Source organism: Paenibacillus wynnii, assembly GCF_000757885.1.
Taxonomy (GTDB): Bacteria; Bacillota; Bacilli; order Paenibacillales; family Paenibacillaceae; genus Paenibacillus_AQ; species Paenibacillus_AQ wynnii.
Genome location: NZ_JQCR01000003.1, coordinates 669,473 through 689,350, shown reverse-complemented (window position 1 = coordinate 689,350; position 19,878 = coordinate 669,473). Strand labels below are relative to the sequence as shown.

Below are 19,878 nucleotides of genomic sequence, written 5' to 3'. Positions count from 1 at the left end.
CTCCTTTTCATTTAAGGCGCTAGATACGTGATTTGTTGTGCAAATGTCTAGATACAACCTCCAACTGTCGGCTGGCTTCATATTTATGTTGCGTAGCGGCAGCCTCAATGCGGCTGATATAACTTATAGGGAAGCGGAGCATCATATCAAATAGATAATAATCAAACATGTACGGATGATACCGCTTTCTGTTCTCTAATACAGTCATCAGCAGCTCTAATCGTTCTGATTCTTCCATCCCCGTACGCTCTAGGCCCATGAGGACATGTTTCACGTCATCGGAGTAGTAATTTTTTCTGCCGATTGGCTCATTGTGCAATTTATTCAATATATATTCCTCAGCAGCCTTATGCCCAGGTCGGGCAAATGCACAGACTAGATCCATTGAATCCCGTTCGATCAGCCAGTCCAGCCAGCGGGGATCCCATTGTGTTGAAATCTCCTCTGCAGACATCATCTCAAGTGTGTAATGAGTGTCACCTCCGTCTAACTCCGGCGGTACTTCATAAACCAACTGTGTACAGTGCATAACTTGAGTCTCAAGAGTTTCCAAGAGCTGTTTCTCACGCTGAAGCGCAGATTTCGATACAAATGATTTTAATTTATCGATTAGGTTCCCAGTAAAATGGTTATAAATATCCTTCGGTGACATTAGCATCCTTGCGGCTCTGAAGTAATGAGGAAAATAACGCAGGTTCTGCTTCTCCAGTACCTGAAGCAGTTCCAAGGCTTCCATTGAACCGGTCTTCTCCAGGTATAATGCCGCTTGATCAATTAATGGAATCCAACCCAGAGCAAGGAACTGCTTATATTCCTTCACAACATAGCTGTAAATCTCATCAAGCTGTTTATTTCGTTGCTCTTCTAAAGCGGTTATAAAGGGGCCGATCGTATTAAATACGGCCTCACACTTTTTCTTATCATCCGTCTCTATAGGAGCTTGCTTAAGCTCAGCCATAAAAAGAGGTGACAACTGCTCCGTCAACTGTGGAGACGGCCATTTCACCAATGCTTCCGCTACCAGCCCTCTGTCATTTCCTAGAAAAGCTTCATATAGCCGTTCTCTGCCTAGCAAAGTACCCCCAGAGGCTAAGGCTTCATAGGCAGCTTCCCGAATCACTTTTTTCTTACTCTTCGTCCATTGCAGCAGTGCCTGCACATATTCATCAAAGCCCGATAGGCATTTGATTGCCTCTACTCTAATATCGTCCGTTCCATTCTCTGCTGCATTGTAGATCACCCCAAGGACCTCAGTACCGCCTACTTTGCGGATGACCTGTAGCTTGCGAACCTCACTTTTGCTGCCGGAGGGGTTGAAGATCTCTAGTAGATGCGGGACTATTGGCTGTCCGTAGGCAGGAAGAATCTTATCTTTAGCGAATTCAGCAATCTCCACATATGGATCATCCAGCGCTTTAATAGCTAATGGAAATAGACGTAAATCCCGGAATATTCCTTGTGCAAATGCTTCAGTTACAATTTCGTAGCGTCCGCTTCCAGTTGTAGTTAGTGCTCTTTGCACCTGTGCCAGCTTCCGGTAGGAGAAGCTCGTTGACAAATTTATAGGCCGGTAACTAAGGTCCACAGACACACCGTCAGGTGTAGTTGAGCCTTGAGTACGCAGCACTGAACCTAGTAGCGAGGTGAGATTCTGAAGCTTTATAGCCGTTTCCTGCCCCTGACCCTCCGAACTTTCCAGAAGCTCGGTAATGCCTTCCCCTAATTTCTTAAAGATAGGTGCCCGTGTCCCAAGTTGCTCAAACTGCGGTAAAAGCCTCTTTAACCGGAAATCTCCCGGCGCCAAATCACTTCCGGCAATATAGAGCCTTCTTACCTCTTGATGAAGCTCCTGCAATAAATCTTTACTCATCGTTGATCCTCCCAACTTATGGTTCTGCTAGTATAAAAGGCGGGTGACAAGAGTTCGAGTAATAAACGTCAGAGGCTGCGCGATAAGCCTTCCCTGATCCATACGGTGTTCGAACATCACCAGTACCGAACTGTCTTCTACTTGTATGGGATCAAGAAAAGGAAGAAAGGAAACCGTCCCTTGCGGCAAAGATAAAAGATCCTCAAGGACTAACAACTCGCCAGTCTCATCCTCGATTGCGTATTGGCCGCTTTCTGTTTGGCTCAGCTTAGATACATGCAGCAGTACAACCGGTGAAGTATCACTGAGTGGATTTTTGAGCTGATTCTTCACCTTTTTAATGACCTCCGCATAAGAGCGCTGTGCACTGTTTGTAACTTCGGTCAAGTCAGCTGCCGTCAGAGGTCTGGGGATCATTTCCTCATACCGTACACGGGCATTCATACCGCCGGGATATCTATTTAAAGCCGGAATCTGAGCAACCTCAAAGAAGCTGTCATCCTCTCTGATAAACTTAGCAGCCTTGTAGGGCCGGTACTGTATCGTGCGGTGTATTTCTCCGTTGGATATTTCCATCCAGAAGCCTATATCTACATGTTCCTGACGAGCGGTATCGTTATAGCTATAAAAGGCTAGTTGAAGCAATTCTGCATTTTCCCTTATCAGGCCGCATTCTTTCAGCTCCGATAACTGCCATGCATGGCCGAGCCACTCTTCAATTGTAGATTCATGATCCAGGGCAAGCTCCGGGTCCTCCTGCTTGGCAGTCAAGTAGGTCCGGCCTTTCTTAATGAATGAATGAAGCCGAGTTAATTGATCTACGGCATATGTATAGCTCTGCTCACGATCGTGATCCTGTGACAACAGCAGCGCGAACCGTCGAAGCTCTACTTGTGCACCTGATAAATAATAGTTCCCCATCTGTTTCACATGCTCGTGAATATGAGATATCGTTTTGCTGTCAATCGTAGCCAGTCCGCCACGAATCAGGAAAAGGATCAGCTTCTCCAGTACATCCAGTCCTTCCAACTGCGTGGTGATTTTTTTCTTTAATGCAGACTTATTCACTTTTTTAGGCTTTAATACGGCTTCTTCCGTCAGTTGGTTCACTTTGGACTCTACACGCTTCTCGGCCTTTTCACGCTTCAAGGTAATATCCTCAGGTACAACGTCTACCGTAAATGCTTGACCTTCTGCAGAAGCATACATCAGGCCCAACACATGCTTACATGGAAATTGCCTGCTAGGACAGGTACAACGGAATACCGGCTTATCCGGGGACATAAAATCTACAGAACATTCATAGTTGGATTTCCCGCTGCCTGAGCATTGTCCGAAGAGTAATTCTCCGTTTTCTGAACGGTTAAGCTGCACGAAGCTTCTCTTCCTTACAAGTCCTTGACCGTTCTTAATGGCTGCGGCATTAGGGGCGAGTGAATCCACGTAAGAAGATGTAAGTTCAACCAAATAAGTTCCCTCCCTATTCAGTAAATATAATAGTTTTTATATATAATAGATCAGCTTGGATATTATTACCCATTCCCAGCAAACAAGATCATCTGTTTGCCTATAATTTTAACAAAAGGTGTCCCACAACCATTTTCATGGCTTTATGAGACACCCTTGCTCATTCATTTGAACCAGCCCTTCTCTTTGAAACGGGTAATAGCTTCAATCCGGTTGCCAACACCAAGCTTATCCAAGATCACGGAGATATAATTACGTACAGTTCCAGTTGTGATGTACAGCTGGCTGGCGATTTCCTTCGTATTTTTGCCGTCGGCTATTAGTCCTAGAACTTCTTTCTCCCGCTGTGTGAGCGGATTAGATTCGCCGCCATAAGCCTCATCCATAAGCTCGGGGGCGTATATCCGGCGCCCGGTCATCACGTTGCGGATAGCGAGCGCCAGCTCCTCACTCGGGCTATCTTTCAGCAGATAAGCATTAACCCCAGCCTTTACTGCACGTTCGAAGTAGCCTGCCCGGGCGAAAGTCGTGAGAATCATCACCTTACAACCTGACCCCTTAATCGCCTCTGCGGCTTCAAGACCGCTCATAGCCGGCATCTCAATGTCCATGATACATACATCCGGTTTATGGATCTGCACCAGCTTTACGGCTTCTTCCCCGTTACTTGCCCTGCCCACTACCTTCATATCCTCTTCCAAATCAAGCAGCGAAGCCAATGCGCCCAGCAGCATTCGCTGATCCTCGGCAATCACAATTTTTATCATATATTAGCCTCCTGATCGGCCTGTTTAAATACATTGGGCACCTTAATGACAAGGGTCGTACCCTGATCGCTAACGATATCCATACAGCCGTTTACAAATTCTAGCCTTTCTCTCATTCCTTGCAATCCATGTCCTTTAAAATATACATTATTGTCTGAAATTCCTGCACCATTATCCTGCACTTTAATCATGAGGTCCGTCCGAGACGGCTCAATAATGATATGGCAGACCTCGGCCTTACTGTGCTTAACCACATTGGTAACGGCTTCTTTAATGCACATGCTTAGGACATTCTCGGTAATAAGTGACGTATTAGTCAGCTTCGGGTTGCCTTCCAATATAAATTCAATTTCAGCAGCATCTAAAAGCTGTCGTATCCGCAGCAGCTCATCCTCCAACCGAATACCTCGCATCTGCGTGACCATCTCACGCACCTCTTTCAAGGCACTTCTTGCCGTCTGGCGTACGTCATTAATCTCAGAAATCGCTTGCGTCGGATTTTTGGTAATCAGCTTGCCGGCCAAATCGCTTTTCAGCCCAATGAGTGACAGCTTCTGACCCAGTGTATCATGCAGATCACGGGCAATCCGCTGACGTTCTTCTTGCTTGACCATCTCGGAAATACGCTTATTAGCATGTTCCAGCTGACCTTGCAGCTTATCCTGATTGTTGCGGTTATAGGTGGTCACTGGAAGCAGCACAACAGCAATCATACTGACAAGTACAAAGGGCAGCTGGGTAATGAACACGGGATTCCGCGAAAGTAATCCATAGTTAATCGTAACAATTGTCGTCACCAGATGTATTGAATATAGGGTAAAGAACCCGATACGATTCTGTATGTTACCAATGAAAAATGCCAGGAAAAGCGCAAAGTATACATATCCGAACAACAGTGTCATCGCGATAGAGACCACAATCTGTACACTTGTCCAGAAATAAACGACCCAGCCTTTGGATATAAATGAGAGCACATAACATATGAAAAAAACAGCTATCATGATAATCCCGGAGACCACTTCATACATGGAGGAGGATCGAAAGATAAAGTAAAAAGGCAGAATGTAAAAAACAGCCCAGACATAAGGACTTAGACCCGTACTTTTGTGAAAGATATGATGCCACTTCTGCATGTCCGCCATCCTTTTTCCAATGAATTGATACCCTTATTTTAGCATAAACCTGACCGTATCCGGTAAACCACATTAAAAAGAGAAGAAGATCAAAACCGGTAAGCATTGCTCGGCTTTAATCTCCCTCTGAATTACTGCTTATGGTCTGCACTTTTATGCGCTATTCATTTTGTAATCTTCGCTGTTTAATAATTAGATCCTCAGCCGCGTGTTCCGGATTGCGAAGTCTGGATTTTAGCTGCTTGAAAGTGATAAAGGCTTTATTCTCCTCATCCCATAAGCGGTAGTGGAGCGCCTTAAGACTTGTTTTAATGGTGATGGTCGTAGCTTTATGGAGCGGCGGTGTGGCGTTATGTGCTTTTTCCAAATTATAATTAGGTACCTTTGGACTTAAATGATGGACATGGTGGAATCCGATATTGCCCGTGATCCACTGGAGCACCTTAGGCAGTTTATAGTAGGAGCTTCCTTCTACCGCTGCTTGGACATAACTCCAATCTTCTTCCTTCTCGAAGAACGTATCCTCGAACTGATGCTGAACATAGAACATCCAAATTCCAAGAAAACCAGAAACAAATACAATAGGGATCTGAACCAGAAGAAAAGCCTGCCAGCCGATAGCCCAAGTAAGTAATCCGTACACAGCAGCAATAGAGAAGTTAGTCAGATAGGTGTTCATCCGTTCCTTGCGTTTTGCGCCTTTGGCATTAAAGCGGTATTGAATAACAAAGACTGCAATCGGTCCGATCCCGAAAATCACCAACGGATGACGGTAGAATCTGTAATATAGACGCTTCCAGGCGCTTGCGGCCTCATATTCCTCAACAGTCATTATCCAGATATCACCAATTCCTCTTTTATCGAGGTTGCTGCTTCCGGCATGATGAATGGAATGGCTATGCTTCCACTGCCGATACGGAACTAGGGAAATGATTCCCGTAATGGTGCCGATAATATCGTTGGCCTTACGACTTTTAAAGAACGATCCATGACAGCAATCATGGCAAATTATAAACGTTCTGATCACAAAACCGGCTGTCGGAACCGCCAACAAGAGCGTAAGCCAGTAGGAAACAGACAGACTGAGATATGTTGCGTACCATAAAAACACAAGCGGCACCAAGGTATTCACAAGCTGTCTAATGCTCGCTTCTCGATCATATTTTTCGTAAGGGGCAACACTCTTTTTTAAGTTGATAAGTTGTTTGGTGTGATCTTTATTCATCGTAAGGGTTCCTCCTTGATGTTTCTGGCAAGAAAATCTACATGTATCTATTTTTAATTATAGATATTGTATCCCCGATTTGTTAGTCATAAACATCAAGTGGAGAGTATGACATTTGTCATACTCAAGAGCAAGATTAATCGTTTGCGATTGTAGCAACGGTCCGTTCGCGGAGCGTCCATTCAGCCACATCTTGCCTAATTTACCTCTTTAGCATTCTGCTCCCTATACTCCGTAGGAGTCTTTCCTGTAGCTCTTTTGAACACTTGGGTAAAATATCTGGAGTCCTGGTAACCGACAAGCGGTGCAATCTGGTATACCTTTACATTACTGTTCTGCAGAATATTTTTCGCTTTCTCCATGCGGCAGTACGTGACATACTCCAAAAAGGTATAGCCGGAAATTTGCTTGAACAGCGTGCAGAAATGACTAATGCTAAGATCCGCCAGCTCGGATACTTCCTCAATGCTCAGATCTTTATGATAGTTACTGTCGATATACCGTATGGATTTCTCAATGACACTTCGTCCGTCCTCACGGGTCACGGTCTTGTTGCTTTGCAACATCCATTCCCGAAATTCCTGCTTCAGGGCGTCAATCATCTCACTTAGGGTTTCCAGCGTATGCAGCTTGCTCAGCAAACCATCCAAGGACCAATCTGCTAATAAATTTAAATGCTCAAATTGTCTATACAGCACAACAACCATCTCAATGATGAGCCGCTCAGCTATTTCTTTGGGAAGGGCCTGCACTTCGATCACCGCTGACACCTCATCAAAAAGGGTTAACATGCGCTCCAAATCCAAGGTTCGGATACTGTCCATTAACGCGGCTTCTAATTCCTTAGGGTATTTAATCTCCCGACTCCCTGGAATTAACTTGTCTTCATCAATATAAACTCCAGACTGACCGGAATAGAAACGTTGATACAATGCTTTTGCCGCCAATGGATAGATGGTGCTTAATTGATCAATACCACGCGTATTGCGACTAATTCCTACAGAGCAAGATAATTTGGAGTATCTTATAATCGAGCGAGTCAAGTTTTCTCCGAGACTTACCTTCTCGCTGCTTAGTGAACCCGGAAACAGGATAATCCACTCCCCGTTATGAAAAGGAAACACCGTCATCCCGCCATTTTCCATGGACCATTCCTCTGTTATATTCCGGACCGCGAACAGCCATAGCCGTTTCTCTTCGGCACTCCACTTCGTAGTCAGAGACGCATAATGGTCGAGCTGGACGACTGCCATGAAATAATCTCCCTCCAGCTCACTGTTCTCTAGCCATTGTAAATGCTGTAAGGGACGCGGATTGCCCAAAGTGAATTCTGCAAACATACGCTCTCTGGCTAATAAGGACAGCATATGTACCGAATGTAGCAGCTGATCATTCTCTTTCTGTTGGTCCAGCCTTAATTTAGCCCGGGTTAGCATGCCCGTCAGCTCATCATGATCAATGGGCTTCAGTAAATAGTCAAAAGCTCCCTGCCGCAATGCTTCACGAGCATACTCAAACTCCCCATAGCCGCTTATAAAAATAAAAATAAGCTTGGAATTGCGTGACAGCACTTCTTTCATTAAGGTAATTCCATCTATAACAGGCATTCGGATGTCGCTGATAATAATATGCGGAGAGCATTCACTGATCAGGCGAAGTGCTGCCTCCCCGTTCCTGGCTTCACCAACGATATCGAGCTGAAGATCATTCCACGGAATGGCCATTTTCAAGCTGCGAAGAATGATGGGCTCGTCATCGACCAATATCACTTTGTATTTCTCTTGTTGTACTCCCAATTGCAGCACCCCCAGGTATTAATTAACGTTAGAGCTTTGGATCAGTTTCCAGTACTGCTCAGAAGCCGACTGTAGTTGCCGTAGTGCATGGTCAGAATCCTTACTCCCATCAATCATTTCTTCAATTACACTCAAAAACGTCTTTTTCACTTCCGGTGACAAAACATTGTCATAGGGAACAAAGCTCAGACGACTCTCCTCCATGAGGCGCATAACCTGAGCAAATACAGGTCCTGTCTTCTCGGGATCAAAGGAAATCTGCATGGACGGAATACGCAAACCTTCATATACGATACGAGTCTGCACATCCTTCGTGTAAAAAGCTTTCATCAGCTCTAACGCCGCCTCCCGCTTAGCTCCATTTAAATTAGAGGATAAACCGATTCCCATCGTATACCCGCCGGCAATGGAAGCTTCCTCCCCAACCTTTAGCGTAGGGAATGAAATAACCCCCACCTCATTTTGAAAATTAGCTGGCGTATCCCCGCCGGAGAATAAATTAATATCCCAGTTCCCGTTCAAATACATAGCAGCTTTTCCGTTGGTAAACAGTTGAACGGCCTTCTCCGTGGATAGATCGTTAGCTCCCGGACTGAAAGCACCGTCTTTTACCCATTTATCTAGATGGTTGAAGGCTTGAACATATTCTATATTCTGAAATGTAGACTGGTCTTTCCCTGTCACCAGATTATTGATAAGCGTAGAACCGGCATACCTATCCATCAAGTATTGGGCAAAAATCCCCGCCGGCCACCGGTCCTCATTCCCCAGTGCAAAAGGGATATATCCGTTCTTCTCCAATTTAATGATAGCTGCGTCCAATTCCGCAAGGGTCTCAGGGATCTTTAGGTCCAGCTTACTGAATAGAGTTTTGTTGTAATACAAAGGTTCGGCGTTCCCCTCAATGGGCAAGCCATAGATATGTTTGTTTAATGTCCACAGATGAATATCCTTGAACTGGTTGCCCAGCCCATTCTCTTCTACAAAGTCAGATAAATCCATCAGTCGGTTGGACCGTATATACGGCTCCATCTCTGCCCCGCCGAACAATACAAACATATCCGGAGGCGTACCGGTTACCATCTCGCTCTTCAGCTTTTGTTCACGGTGGATGGTCTGATCGAGGCCTTCAAAGTTCACTTTGACGTTCGGATGAGATTGTTGATAGTCACTCACGATCTCTTCAAAAATACTCAGCAGCGGACGGTCATGCTCCTTCATCCAGAAGTGGCGGAACGTCAGCGTTATTTTATCCGGCGATTGATCTTCTATAGGTTCCCGGTCACCAAGGGTGATAAACAGAACGGCACTGGTCATAGAAACGACATATAGCAGAATCCATCCCCATTTCATTAGCCACTTCACGGCATTCTCCCCTTTGTCCCTGATGTTCAAGGTAGTATTTTTGGTATTCGGATGCGGATGGTTGAACCGAACCCAGGGGATGAACATACAAGAATGCCGTACGGGCTGCCAAAACGAATGTTTAAGCGTTCGTGCACATTTTTGAGTCCTACACCGCTGTCATTGTATTTCTTCTGATTGCCGGTTTCTTTGTCCCAAAGACTTTGCAATGTCAAAAGGTCGAAGCCGGGCCCGTTATCCTTCACCATAATGATAAGGTCAGGACCGACCTCACTCGCCTCAAGCACAATCGTACCCGGATTCTCCATCTGCTCAATGGCGTGGTACAAAGCATTTTCTACAATAGGCTGTACAATCAGTTTCTGAGTCATATAGGTTCTGAGATTCTCAGGAATTTCAATGGCATAGGAGAATTTGTCCTCAAAACGGAATTTCTGAATATCCAAGTAATGACGCACGTGTTCAAACTCCATATGCAGCGGGATAAGCTCCTGATTTTGACTGATACTGATACGCAGCAGCTTGCCGAGAGAGATCACCATTTTACTAATATCCTTATTCCCTTGCAGTACAGCCATTGAGTTAATGGATTCCAGTGAATTATAGATAAAATGGGGATTGATCTGGGCCATCAGCGCCTGCAGCTCCGCTTCTTTCTTGCGCCCCTGCTCGGTCTGCACCTGTTCAATCAACTCATTGATCTGCGTACTCATCTGATTGAATCCGTCAATCAGCAGGTCGCTTTCGTCATCCGCGCGATGGGGTGTAGTGATGGGCATAAATATCCCCTGTTTCACCCGCTTCATTCCGTTCACTGCACTGTTAATACTACGTACGAGTCGAGTAACGAAATAACGGTCAAACAAAACGGCAGATAGCAGGGATACCATGACCAAGATGATCGCAATGTTGCGGATCGTGTCCGATTCCGAGGAAATAAGATTCATCGGTGTAATCGCTACCAAATACCAATCTAAATTATGCGAAGGGAGGAAAGTAATCAGAGATTTCTCATCCTCATAATAGTCAATGTAATAGTCTTGCTCTTTGGAATAATGACTTTCCAGGAAAGGGAAATCTGTCCGCTGCCCAATGTGTTCACCGGATTTATTAAAGACTATATTCCCTTGCTTATTCACAAGCAGAATATCACCTTTCTTCAAGGTAGCCGCTTCCCAAAAAATCTGATCTAGCAGATCCGGCTTCACATACACGACTAGGTACCCGATATCCTCCAACGAGTAATAATCCTTGATGACTCTGGCTTGAATAAGTACAGGATTTCCGGCTTGAGCCGATCCATTCTCCCCGGGACCGGACCAAACAGGGCGCCCTTCAGCGCTTTCCATTGAACCGTACCAAATTTGTTTTTTCATATCTTCATAAGACATGGGTGCATTATATTGATATAACAGCTGATCCTTACTGTAAAGACTGAATGAAGTAATCATAGGATGATTGATCAGCAGGTTATTGATTTCTTGTTTGCGGTCATAAGTAATAACAAATTCAGGTTGCTTAAGTGTCTGTTGAATGGCTGGCTGTGTGATGGCGGAATTTGAAATAGAGGCTATTTCACTGAGTGCGAATTTCAGCTTACGGTCGGTCTCTAGAAGAGAGATCCAGTAGAAATTACTTGATTTCTTCTCCATGGCATTCGAGAAATTAATATACGTTACGGTTCCCATTAATATCACAGGAATAAACACGAGAAGAATAATAGCGAACAAGATTTTACGGCGGAGCTTCATCGTCTTTCCCTTCCTCCTGCTGTCTCTGTTCTCTAGTATTCTTCATCATGCTCAAAAGTCCTTGCTTGCACTGAAAAAGTAATCTTAGCTTTTTATGGCTCCTGAGGTAAGACCGGCTATAACCCAACGGCTGAACAATAGGAATACAACAAGTAATGGCAGTGTTGCTGTAAAGGTCGCTGACATAATCATCCCATAATCGATACCGTCCCGCGTCGTAAACAGCTGCTGCAATGCGATTTGAATCGTGTAATGCTCCCGACTTTTTAACACAACCAAAGGCCAGAAGAAGTCATTCCATACCGTCATGAAATTCAAAATACCTAGTGTAGCCATCGCCGGAGTAATAACCGGGATCGCAATGTTCCAGAAGATTCGAAAATGTCCGCCTCCGTCAATCCGGCCTGCTTCAATCAGTTCTGTATGTACTGCTGTGGAAATATATTGACGCATCCAGAAAATCCCGAAGGCATTTACCATGGCAGGAACGATCAGCGCCTTGAAGGAGTCGATCCAATGAAGCTTGGCCATAATGACATACGTTGGCAAAACCCCAAGCTGCTGTGGTACGAACAGTGTAGCAATGACAAAATAAAACAATATATTTTTAAACGGAAATTCATACTTGGCAAAGGCATATCCAGCCAATGTACAGAAAAATACTACAGAAATCGTAACCATCGATGAAACGAACAAGGAATTTCCGATCGCTTGGAAGAAATCTGACTTCTCCAGCACTCTTTTGAAATTATCTATGAACTGATCTCCTAAGGTTAGAAGCGGTGGGACATGAAACACTGCACCTTTATCGTTTGATGCAACAACGAACATCCAATAAAAGGGGAATACAGAGGCTAGAGCTCCAAGAATGAGAATGAAGTAAAAGCCGATTTTACCGAGTAACCCCATATCGTCCGGTTTCTTGCGAAAAGCACCTAATGTACTCATTTTTTTCTCCCTCCTGTATCTCCGCCCATGCGGCTAGAGACCAGCATATTAATGACAGAGAAAATGATCGTAACTAGGAACAGCATAACCGCGGTAGCTGCTGCCGTACCGAAGAATCCATTACGGAATGCCTCACTGTACAAATAAGTTACCATAGTAACACCTTCCTGCCGTGTTGAGCCTGTTCCCGATTGACCTAGGAATACATAAGGTTCCGTAAATAATTGCAGGGCGCCAATGGTCGAAATTAGAGTTACAAAGACGATAAACGGTTTCAACAACGGTAATGTAATGAAGGTAAACTGCTGCCTTCTGTTCGCACCGTCAATTCGAGCCGCCTCATATAAGTCTGTCGGTATGCTCTGAAGTCCAGATAGGAAAATAATTGCGTTATAACCCGTCCAGCGCCACATCACCATCGTGGAAATTGCTATTTTCACACCCCACCAACCGGAGTTAAAGGCCATGCTTTCGAGTCCTAGTCCATTTAACATCCAGTTTATCATCCCGTTATTACCGAACAGGGTGCTGAATACCAAGGTAACCGCCACAATCGAAGTAATATTGGGCATAAAAAATAGAACACGGAACGTTTTCTTAAAGCGAGTCATTCCTGACTGCAGCAGTACTGCAAGCAAGAGTGCCAAAATGATTTGGGGAATGGTTCCCATGACTCCCATAATCAGCGTATTGCTGAAAGATATCCAAAAGGTAGGGTCACTCGTAATCAATTCATAGTTTTTCATGCCCACAAATTTCATAGGGCCCATAGCATCCCATTTGAAGAAAGACAAATAAATCGTGAAGAATATCGGGTACAGTCCAAATATCGAGAACAGAATAAAGAATGGAGATATGAAGGTATAAGCAGTAATGCGGCTCCGTCTTTGTTCAGTTAAAAAAGGACGTTTGCTCTCGGCATGCGGACTAATCAATACAGGTTGTGCCATGTCACACCTCCAGTTAATATACGGATAAATCCGGGTTCACAGAGAGTTCAGCTCCCCGTTAAACCCGGACATTTAATACAACTTAGTACAAATTTAGCTGCGTTCAGCAAGCTTCTTAGCTTGTTTTACCGCTTCATCCCACTCTTTGGCCGGGTCAGCCTTTTTCTCCAATACGTTTTTCAGGGCATTCTTGAAGAAAGTATCGGTTTGGTCATGTAGAGGACCGTAGAATACCGGTTTTACACGTTGTGCTGCTTTACCATACTCAACTGCAGTTACTTGATCCCCGAAGAATGCATCTTTACCTTCTGTGAAAGCAGGATCTTCGAACAATGCTGGAATCGAAGGCATAAGGCCTACAGATTTAAATGATCCAAGTTGGTTCTCTTTGTTAAGTGCAAATTGAATGAAATCGTAAGCTTCTTTAGAATGCTTCCCTTCTTTAGGCAGTGTCAGGAATGAACCGCCCCAGTTACCAGCACCTTCTGGAAGTTGTGTAATGGACCATTTTCCAGTTGAATCCGGAGCATTGGTCTTAATATTTCCAGCCATCCAAGCAGGTCCAAGAACGACTGCAAATCCGCCGTCTGTCATGCCTTGACCCCATTCAGGCGACCACAGCATTGCATTGCTGATCCAGCCTTCTTGAATGCCTTTTACTGTGAAGTCATACGCTTTTTTCACTTGTGGATTGGTGTCACCAATGAATTTTCCATCTGCTTTGCTGAAATAGATTTCATCTTGGGATTGGTCACGAAGTGCATTGAACACCAAATCTGTTACGTCTGCAAAAGGTTTACCGGTTTTTTCCTTGTACTGTTTGGCAACGGTTGCAAACTTATCCCAAGTATTAAGTGCTGCTCCTAATCCTGCTGGATCTACTGGCAGGCCGGCTTCCTTCATCAGATCTGAACGGTAATACACAACCGTTGGACCGATATCCGTTGGAAGACCGAGTTGGAAGCTGCCGTCCACGGAGGAACCTTGTTTCCATTTCCAGTCGAGATAGTTCGCTTGAATGTCTTTCGCACCTAAATCATTCAAGTTATAGAATTTATCCTGAGCGCTGATGAAACGTTCCATGAAACCGATCTCAAGTTGGAAAATATCAGGAGCGCCCGATCCTGCCGACAATGCTGTGGTCAGGTTGTTGTGATGAGCGGTTTGATCGCCTGTATTTTGGAACTTGAAGGTTACGTTTGGATGCTGTTTCGTATACTCTTTAGCCAAATCTTCATAGTCAACAATACCGAGTGTCCAGACGGAAAGCTCAACCTTTTCTGCGGGCTCAGCAGTCTCTTCAGTTTTTGTAGCATCGTTTGTTGCCGCAGTGTTACCTGAAGTGTTCTTGGAATTATTAGTGCTGTTCTTGGCATTGTTGTTGCCTCCGCATGCTGCAAGTGAAGCTACAAGCATGATAGCAACTAACATCAGTGCCAAATGTTTTACTCTTTTCATTCATCTGTACCCCTTTCGACTATTTCTCTTACATTTCCAAGTGTACATTAGGCCATCTAATATTTTGAGGAGGCAAACTTCCGATTTAAGGTGGAAATACTTACGGTTTGGTTTGAGCACAAGAAGAAACGGCTTTGCCGTCCTCAACGGGAGCCTATGCTTCCGAAGCAGCGATACTCCGTTTCGCTTTCAGGTATCCGTTTCTCGTACTTTCTTATATTTTTAAAAAGAGTTGCCCCAACAGCCCATAAATAGCTGTTGGAACAACTCTATTTTGACGATAAAAGCTTGTTAATCATCCCGTTTAAGCTGTCGTGAATTGGCAAGATACAATGTAACAACCAGTACTAGAATCGCTACTGCGTAAATCAGTGTGTCGAATGGATTCTCGTGATCAATAATGATCAGTCGAATAATCGCCGTTATTCCAATATAGATAAAATAACGGAGTGGGAAATGATGTCTTGCCTCGAAATATTTGATGATTAAGGCAATGAACTCGAAATACAAAAAATAAATTAGTATACCCTCCAGTAAATCCAACTTACTTAAATCTCCCTCGTCATTAATGAAGCCAAAGATATACAACGTCTCCTTACCTAGAAATGTAACGAGAATGATCGCCAACACAATTAGAGCGATGTTCAAAACCCACTGTAGGACTCTCGGAATGTACTCAAACTTATTTTTTATGTTCAACTCGATCACCTCCTCCACTAAAAGTAATTTCAGTATAGAAGTGATTCCGTTTTCACAGCAAGTACGCCATAGATTTTTGGTTAACGGTTGGTTTTCTTTTTCTCCAAAGGTATACTATTGTTACTTCTATTTATAAATTTGTACAACTTAATCAGAGGAGATTTCTAACCTATGCCTATTAACCGCCCTATAATTACAGATACCGAGTTACAGGAGGCGATGGATCGCAAACTGCATGTTCGAGTCTTTCAGGATGATCACATGGTGGTTTCCAATGCTACTGTCGTACGTTTTACTGATGCGGATGTAGTGATGCAGTCCAGAGTAAGCGATCTCGCCTATTATTCCCGCCGAACCTGCGAATTCTATGAGGTTAGAGCTTAATTCAAGAACAGGAGTGATGGACTTTTGACCAACAAACACATTCTTCGTGTGGCAACCGTTGAAATTCCCGTTACAGATTTGGACGAGTCTATTTCTTGGTATTCAAAGTATCTTGGCACAACTATCCTCACAAAAACAAACCATACAGCCATGCTTACTTGTTCAACCACGAATTCCCCGGGTAATCCCACTCTTTATCTGGTAGAAACCAGTGACAATGAGCGTCTATCATTTAGAAGCAGTCATACTGGCATTACCCATAGTGTTATTGATTTCTATGTTCCTGACCTAGAGTCTTTTCATGCTTTCCTAGCCGAAAATGGAGTCCAAGTGAGCCCACTACATCTATTTCCCGATACGAAAGGTCTAGGGGGCTTCGGGTTTAGCGATTCAAGTGGTAATTCCTTCGGCGCTACTAATATTGTTCATTCCTAAGTTCTAAAATGACAAAAAGCCGAATGCATCGACCCTAACCAAGGTCTTTGCATTCAGCTTTTCACATGTCAGCCTATTAGAAAGTTCTTACTATTTACTTGGTGCACGGTTTGATCTCATTTTTTCATTCAGAACTTCCTGAAAGCTTAGGGTGGTCTTATCGGATTTCTCTAGCTTTAGATTGACCACGGGCTGAGGTCTAAAAAACTGATGATTGAAAGCCATAAGATTATGTACTGTCATACTCATTTACTTCAACCTCCTCCCGTAATCTTTCCAGTAAATTTACGCAGATGCCGAAATTTCTTATTTCTTAATTACCCCGGTCATTCCAATCCTAAACAGTTATTCTCAATTGGCTTTAGATAAAAATTTAGAATAACAATTAAGGGCTGTCCCAAAAGAAGATAATTTTTACGTATGAAACAGCCTTTTACACATCGAAGCTGTAATAGTAAAAAAACGAGCCAGTCTCCGGGTTATTGGAGACTAGCTCGTTTTCGTTTTTGATCCGTAGTGGCTGCTTTAGCAGGTTATGGGCAAGCGAAAGCCACCCGACTTCGAGCGTCACTTTTGACAACCCTCGAAGCAGGAAACGCCGGAATCCCCGGTTGTTCTTCAGTTGGCCATTTTACCAAAGGGCGATTTCTTTTTGTGATTTCAATGAAGATTTTGAGTATGATTTTTCCGCTGAAACCAGCGGAGAGAACGGAATGATTGCGGAAAAGCGGTAGCGGTCGCCTTTGTGTCCGGATTTTCACCGCTAAGGGGGATTAAAATAATCTGGACACAACAGCGATTGGAGCAACAGTCCGTTCGCGGAGGGTCCTCACAAGCACAACCGTTTATCCGACTCCAAAAACAAGGGGTGTCCCAAGCAGCCATTTCATGGCTTATGGGACAGCTCCTTCATTAATAACATTGTTTATTTTAAAGCTGCCCACGAAACATCACTCAAATGATCCAGTTCATCCCTGGTAAGCTGGAAAGTCATCGCCCCGATATTTTCTCTGGCATGACGAACCTTGGATGCTCCCGGTATGGCCACTACAGTGTTACCGTGATAATGAATAAGCCAATTCAGTGCAATCTGACCTGCTGTTACATCATACTTTTCTCCAAGTGTCGTTAATGCTTCAATTAAGGGTCTGGTTCTTTCCATGCCCTTAGGGTCCATTCCATTTTGCATTCGACGAATACGAGAAAGCGACTGAATCTGCTCAGGGTTGTTATGGAATCTTCCTGTAAGAACTCCCTGTTGCAGCGGAGAATACGCAATGATGGAAATCCCCAGTTCTTTAGCAGCAGCTATAATCCCGTTCTGATCAATATTACGATGCAGAAGATTGTACTTCACTTGATTTGAAATCAGGGTTAGACCATATTGTTGTAACATCTGATGTGCCTGTACCATTTGCTTAGCGGAATAATTACTAACTCCCACATATCGAATTTTCCCTGCTTTCACTAATCCCGCCATAGCTTTCATTTCATTTGCGATCGAGGATAACGAAAAGGGCTGATGGATCTGATACAGATCAATACTTCGCCCCCCTAAACACCGGATACGATCTTCTATAGTGGAAGATATAGATTGAGCTGTACGGAATAGAGGCCACCATTTGGTTGCAATCAATGGCGTAAAGCTGCCGTTACTGCCCTCTGCTTGCAATTGATCCAGTACTTGGGCAAGTGCCTGTTCCGATTTGCCGCCCCCGTAGATCTCTGCCGTATCGACCCAGTTCATCCCTCCTTCTAAGCTAACTCTTACAATATCCAGAATTTCTCCTTCATTTAGATTGCTCCAGTACTTTCCAATCAGACCGCTTCCTCTGCTGAATTGCCAGCAGCCCAACCCAAGCGGTGAGACGGACAGCGATGATTGTCCCAAGGGACGCATACTAATTTCTGTTGTATTTGGCTCCATTAACTCATCCTTCTTTCATTGGAATCACTTGTCTGTAAATTATATTTTTCCAAGAGCCGTCTTCCAACTTGCTCATATGAATAATATTACCTGTCTCATGATCTCCGTAGAAGATGATGTGACTGGACACCCGGTTGTACGAGTAAGACCAAGCTGAGGACACATGCAGAAATCAACTTTTTCATAAGTCTTCTCCTTATAAGAACAACATATTTTATTGAAATCGGCTAATTATAGCATTCACCACATCCCTTTGTATGTATAATTTTTGGAAGAAATCCACGATCCAGTTGGTTAGCTTATATGGTATAATTACCCTGTTACAGCGGCGATTTTGCTAACTAAAATCACGGGTACATCAATACAATGGAGGGAAATCATGTTTAAATTATTTATAGGTTATATCTTGTTAAGCAGATTAGTCGGGAATCCCTTTCTCGCTATACTGATCCTTCTGGTTATTGTATATCTTCTGGATCGCAGGTATGTCGGGATCTTCCCCAACGTTACGAAGCCTTTCCGCAGAGCGCGTCAAATCTCCAAGCTGCGGACGACAATCTCATTGAATCCCAATGATGTATCTTCCAAGTATGAGCTTGCCCGGCATTTGTCAGACCGAAAGCGTTATTCAGAAGCCAAAGATTTATTCCTGCAAATTCAAGCCCGCTTTGAGCAATCTGCAGAATTTTGGGTAGAATTAGGACTTGTGAATCTGAAGCTCAGGCATATGGAAGAAGGAGAAACCCTGATGCTTCAAGGGTTAGAGATTAACCGTAAAGCCCAATACGGGCAACCTTATCTCCGGCTGGCCGAAGCTTACCGTAATACAGACCGCGACAAAGCTCTATATTATGTAAGTCAATTTCAGGAGATCCATACCTCATCTAGTGAGGCCTATTATTTAGCCGGATCCATGTACAGAGCCTTAGGCCGAGAAGAAGACGCCAAACGGGCCTTCGCGGAATCCACATCCATTTATCGCTCCCTTCCTAAATATAAGAAGCGGCAAGAACGACGCTGGGCGCTGCGCAGCTTTTTCGCTAAGATGAGATAAGTCTGCCCAATTAACAAACAAACACGGCTTTCGAGACGCTGTAAATAACGGTTAGGATCTCGGCGGAGGCGTTTGGTGCCTTCGAGAAGTCGGTATTCCCATCTTCGAGTAAAACGGCGTGCACCGCAGCCAGGTAGTCTTTGGCAATGGCGGCCTCTTAGGAATCATCGGACTGGATCTTCTTCCCTAACGAGCGAATGCCTCGCAAATTTTTCTTGATTCCCTCTTTAGCTTGCGGTCCAGATCCATGACAGGCTTGACAATATCCTTGCAAGTTTTGTGCAGCGAGAAACCTGTCGCTGAACCTTCGGTAATCCGGTTTTTAGTTGAAGGCATGAATACCGCCTCCTCCTTCCTTACCCTTTACTACCCCTTAGGAGAATATTTTTACAAACGTTAGTCAAACGGGCAGACCTAGAAAAAAATGGGGCTGTACCAAAAGCCATACAAATGGCTGCTGGGACACCGCTTGTTATTTTGGAGTAAGATCAACGTTAATTGGGGTGAGGACGCTCCGCGAACGGACTGTTGTTCCAATCGCTGTTGTGTCCAGACTTTATTTATTCTGCTTAGTGGTGAAAATCCGGACACAAAGGCGAACGCTGCCGCTTTTCCACAATCAGTCCGTTCTCTCCGCTGCTTTGAGCAG

18 protein-coding genes and 1 pseudogene are annotated in these 19,878 nt (G+C 44.2%); 3 read left to right on the top strand and 16 right to left on the bottom strand.

All coding sequences use genetic code 11. From position 1 onward, the window contains the following. Positions 1-19: 19 nt before the first annotated feature. The 12 genes from PWYN_RS18385 to psiE all read right to left on the bottom strand — a co-directional run bounded on the left by PWYN_RS18385 (position 20) and on the right by psiE (position 15,429). Positions 20-1,870: a HEAT repeat domain-containing protein gene (locus PWYN_RS18385; RefSeq protein ID WP_036655021.1), complete on the bottom strand. Its 1,851-nt coding sequence runs from the start codon at positions 1,868-1,870 to the stop codon at positions 20-22. Positions 1,871-1,897: 27 nt separating this feature from the next. Then, positions 1,898-3,337: an SWIM zinc finger family protein gene (locus PWYN_RS18380; protein ID WP_036655019.1), complete on the bottom strand. Its 1,440-nt coding sequence runs from the start codon at positions 3,335-3,337 to the stop codon at positions 1,898-1,900. Positions 3,338-3,501: 164 nt separating this feature from the next. Continuing rightward, on the bottom strand, positions 3,502-4,104 hold the full coding sequence (locus PWYN_RS18375) for a response regulator transcription factor (protein ID WP_036655017.1): 603 nt from the start codon (positions 4,102-4,104) through the stop codon (positions 3,502-3,504). Next, a complete protein-coding gene (locus PWYN_RS18370) occupies positions 4,101-5,237 on the bottom strand; it encodes a sensor histidine kinase (protein WP_036655014.1) in 1,137 nt (378 codons plus the stop codon). Before PWYN_RS18370 ends, PWYN_RS18375 begins: the two co-directional genes overlap by 4 nt. Before the next feature lie 160 nt (positions 5,238-5,397). Beyond that, on the bottom strand, positions 5,398-6,462 hold the full coding sequence (gene desA / locus PWYN_RS18365) for a Delta(5) desaturase DesA (RefSeq protein ID WP_036655012.1): 1,065 nt from the start codon (positions 6,460-6,462) through the stop codon (positions 5,398-5,400). 197 nt (positions 6,463-6,659) lie between these two features. Beyond that, positions 6,660-8,258 (bottom strand): response regulator, encoded by a 1,599-nt coding sequence (locus tag PWYN_RS18360; RefSeq protein WP_036655008.1) that lies wholly within the window; start codon positions 8,256-8,258, stop codon positions 6,660-6,662. Between the two features lie 18 nt (positions 8,259-8,276). Next, entirely contained in the window at positions 8,277-9,623 is a 1,347-nt protein-coding gene (locus tag PWYN_RS18355; protein ID WP_036655005.1) for an ABC transporter substrate-binding protein, read from the bottom strand. A 26-nt stretch (positions 9,624-9,649) separates the two neighbouring features. Then, positions 9,650-11,374 (bottom strand): cache domain-containing sensor histidine kinase, encoded by a 1,725-nt coding sequence (locus tag PWYN_RS18350; protein WP_036655002.1) that lies wholly within the window; start codon positions 11,372-11,374, stop codon positions 9,650-9,652. An 84-nt stretch (positions 11,375-11,458) separates the two neighbouring features. Beyond that, positions 11,459-12,322, bottom strand: coding sequence for a carbohydrate ABC transporter permease (locus PWYN_RS18345; protein ID WP_036655000.1), 864 nt, complete (start codon positions 12,320-12,322; stop codon positions 11,459-11,461). Beyond that, complete coding sequence (locus tag PWYN_RS18340) at positions 12,319-13,272, bottom strand: carbohydrate ABC transporter permease (RefSeq protein WP_052088110.1); 954 nt, start codon at positions 13,270-13,272, stop codon at positions 12,319-12,321. Before PWYN_RS18340 ends, PWYN_RS18345 begins: the two co-directional genes overlap by 4 nt. Positions 13,273-13,365: 93 nt before the next feature. Beyond that, positions 13,366-14,730, bottom strand: coding sequence for an ABC transporter substrate-binding protein (locus PWYN_RS18335; RefSeq protein WP_036654998.1), 1,365 nt, complete (start codon positions 14,728-14,730; stop codon positions 13,366-13,368). A 291-nt stretch (positions 14,731-15,021) separates the two neighbouring features. Then, complete coding sequence (gene psiE / locus PWYN_RS18330) at positions 15,022-15,429, bottom strand: phosphate-starvation-inducible protein PsiE (RefSeq protein WP_052088108.1); 408 nt, start codon at positions 15,427-15,429, stop codon at positions 15,022-15,024. 171 nt (positions 15,430-15,600) lie between these two features. Between psiE and PWYN_RS18325 the strand changes: the two genes are divergently transcribed. Next, positions 15,601-15,813 carry a hypothetical protein gene (locus PWYN_RS18325; RefSeq protein ID WP_036654996.1) on the top strand — a complete coding sequence of 71 codons (213 nt, stop codon included), beginning with the start codon at positions 15,601-15,603 and terminating at the stop codon, positions 15,811-15,813. Between the two features lie 24 nt (positions 15,814-15,837). Then, positions 15,838-16,248 carry a VOC family protein gene (locus PWYN_RS18320; protein ID WP_052088106.1) on the top strand — a complete coding sequence of 137 codons (411 nt, stop codon included), beginning with the start codon at positions 15,838-15,840 and terminating at the stop codon, positions 16,246-16,248. A gap of 90 nt (positions 16,249-16,338) precedes the next feature. Here PWYN_RS18320 and PWYN_RS29645 read toward each other — a convergent pair whose 3' ends face one another. The 3 genes and pseudogenes from PWYN_RS29645 to PWYN_RS18315 form a co-directional block, all read right to left on the bottom strand. Further along, complete coding sequence (locus PWYN_RS29645) at positions 16,339-16,497, bottom strand: hypothetical protein (RefSeq protein WP_169744130.1); 159 nt, start codon at positions 16,495-16,497, stop codon at positions 16,339-16,341. Between the two features lie 184 nt (positions 16,498-16,681). After that, positions 16,682-16,876, bottom strand: a pseudogene (locus tag PWYN_RS30070) (transposase); the annotation flags it as partial. 297 nt (positions 16,877-17,173) lie between these two features. After that, on the bottom strand, positions 17,174-18,175 hold the full coding sequence (locus PWYN_RS18315) for an aldo/keto reductase (protein ID WP_036654994.1): 1,002 nt from the start codon (positions 18,173-18,175) through the stop codon (positions 17,174-17,176). Between the two features lie 379 nt (positions 18,176-18,554). Here PWYN_RS18315 and PWYN_RS18310 point away from each other — a divergent pair, with 379 nt between their 5' ends. Then, entirely contained in the window at positions 18,555-19,229 is a 675-nt protein-coding gene (locus PWYN_RS18310; RefSeq protein ID WP_036654992.1) for a tetratricopeptide repeat protein, read from the top strand. 186 nt (positions 19,230-19,415) lie between these two features. On the opposite strand, the gene PWYN_RS29320 is transcribed toward PWYN_RS18310, so the two are convergent. Further along, positions 19,416-19,565, bottom strand: coding sequence for a hypothetical protein (locus tag PWYN_RS29320; protein ID WP_157261217.1), 150 nt, complete (start codon positions 19,563-19,565; stop codon positions 19,416-19,418). Between the last annotated feature and the right edge of the window lie 313 nt (positions 19,566-19,878).

What these genes read in the sequence shown, in the direction of transcription:
- PWYN_RS18385 (WP_036655021.1), bottom strand. Translation starts at nt 1,870, where the DNA reads ATGAGTAAAGATTTATTGCAGGAGCTTCATCAAGAGGTAAGAAGGCTC.
- PWYN_RS18375 (WP_036655017.1), bottom strand. Translation starts at nt 4,104, where the DNA reads ATGATAAAAATTGTGATTGCCGAGGATCAGCGAATGCTGCTGGGCGCA.
- PWYN_RS18370 (WP_036655014.1), bottom strand. Translation starts at nt 5,237, where the DNA reads ATGCAGAAGTGGCATCATATCTTTCACAAAAGTACGGGTCTAAGTCCT.
- desA (WP_036655012.1), bottom strand. Translation starts at nt 6,462, where the DNA reads ATGAATAAAGATCACACCAAACAACTTATCAACTTAAAAAAGAGTGTT.
- PWYN_RS18350 (WP_036655002.1), bottom strand. Translation starts at nt 11,374, where the DNA reads ATGAAGCTCCGCCGTAAAATCTTGTTCGCTATTATTCTTCTCGTGTTT.
- PWYN_RS18345 (WP_036655000.1), bottom strand. Translation starts at nt 12,322, where the DNA reads ATGAGTACATTAGGTGCTTTTCGCAAGAAACCGGACGATATGGGGTTA.
- PWYN_RS18340 (WP_052088110.1), bottom strand. Translation starts at nt 13,272, where the DNA reads ATGGCACAACCTGTATTGATTAGTCCGCATGCCGAGAGCAAACGTCCT.
- PWYN_RS18335 (WP_036654998.1), bottom strand. Translation starts at nt 14,730, where the DNA reads ATGAAAAGAGTAAAACATTTGGCACTGATGTTAGTTGCTATCATGCTT.
- PWYN_RS18325 (WP_036654996.1), top strand. Translation starts at nt 15,601, where the DNA reads ATGCCTATTAACCGCCCTATAATTACAGATACCGAGTTACAGGAGGCG.
- PWYN_RS29645 (WP_169744130.1), bottom strand. Translation starts at nt 16,497, where the DNA reads ATGAGTATGACAGTACATAATCTTATGGCTTTCAATCATCAGTTTTTT.
- PWYN_RS18315 (WP_036654994.1), bottom strand. Translation starts at nt 18,175, where the DNA reads ATGGAGCCAAATACAACAGAAATTAGTATGCGTCCCTTGGGACAATCA.
- PWYN_RS18310 (WP_036654992.1), top strand. Translation starts at nt 18,555, where the DNA reads ATGTTTAAATTATTTATAGGTTATATCTTGTTAAGCAGATTAGTCGGG.
- PWYN_RS29320 (WP_157261217.1), bottom strand. Translation starts at nt 19,565, where the DNA reads ATGCCTTCAACTAAAAACCGGATTACCGAAGGTTCAGCGACAGGTTTC.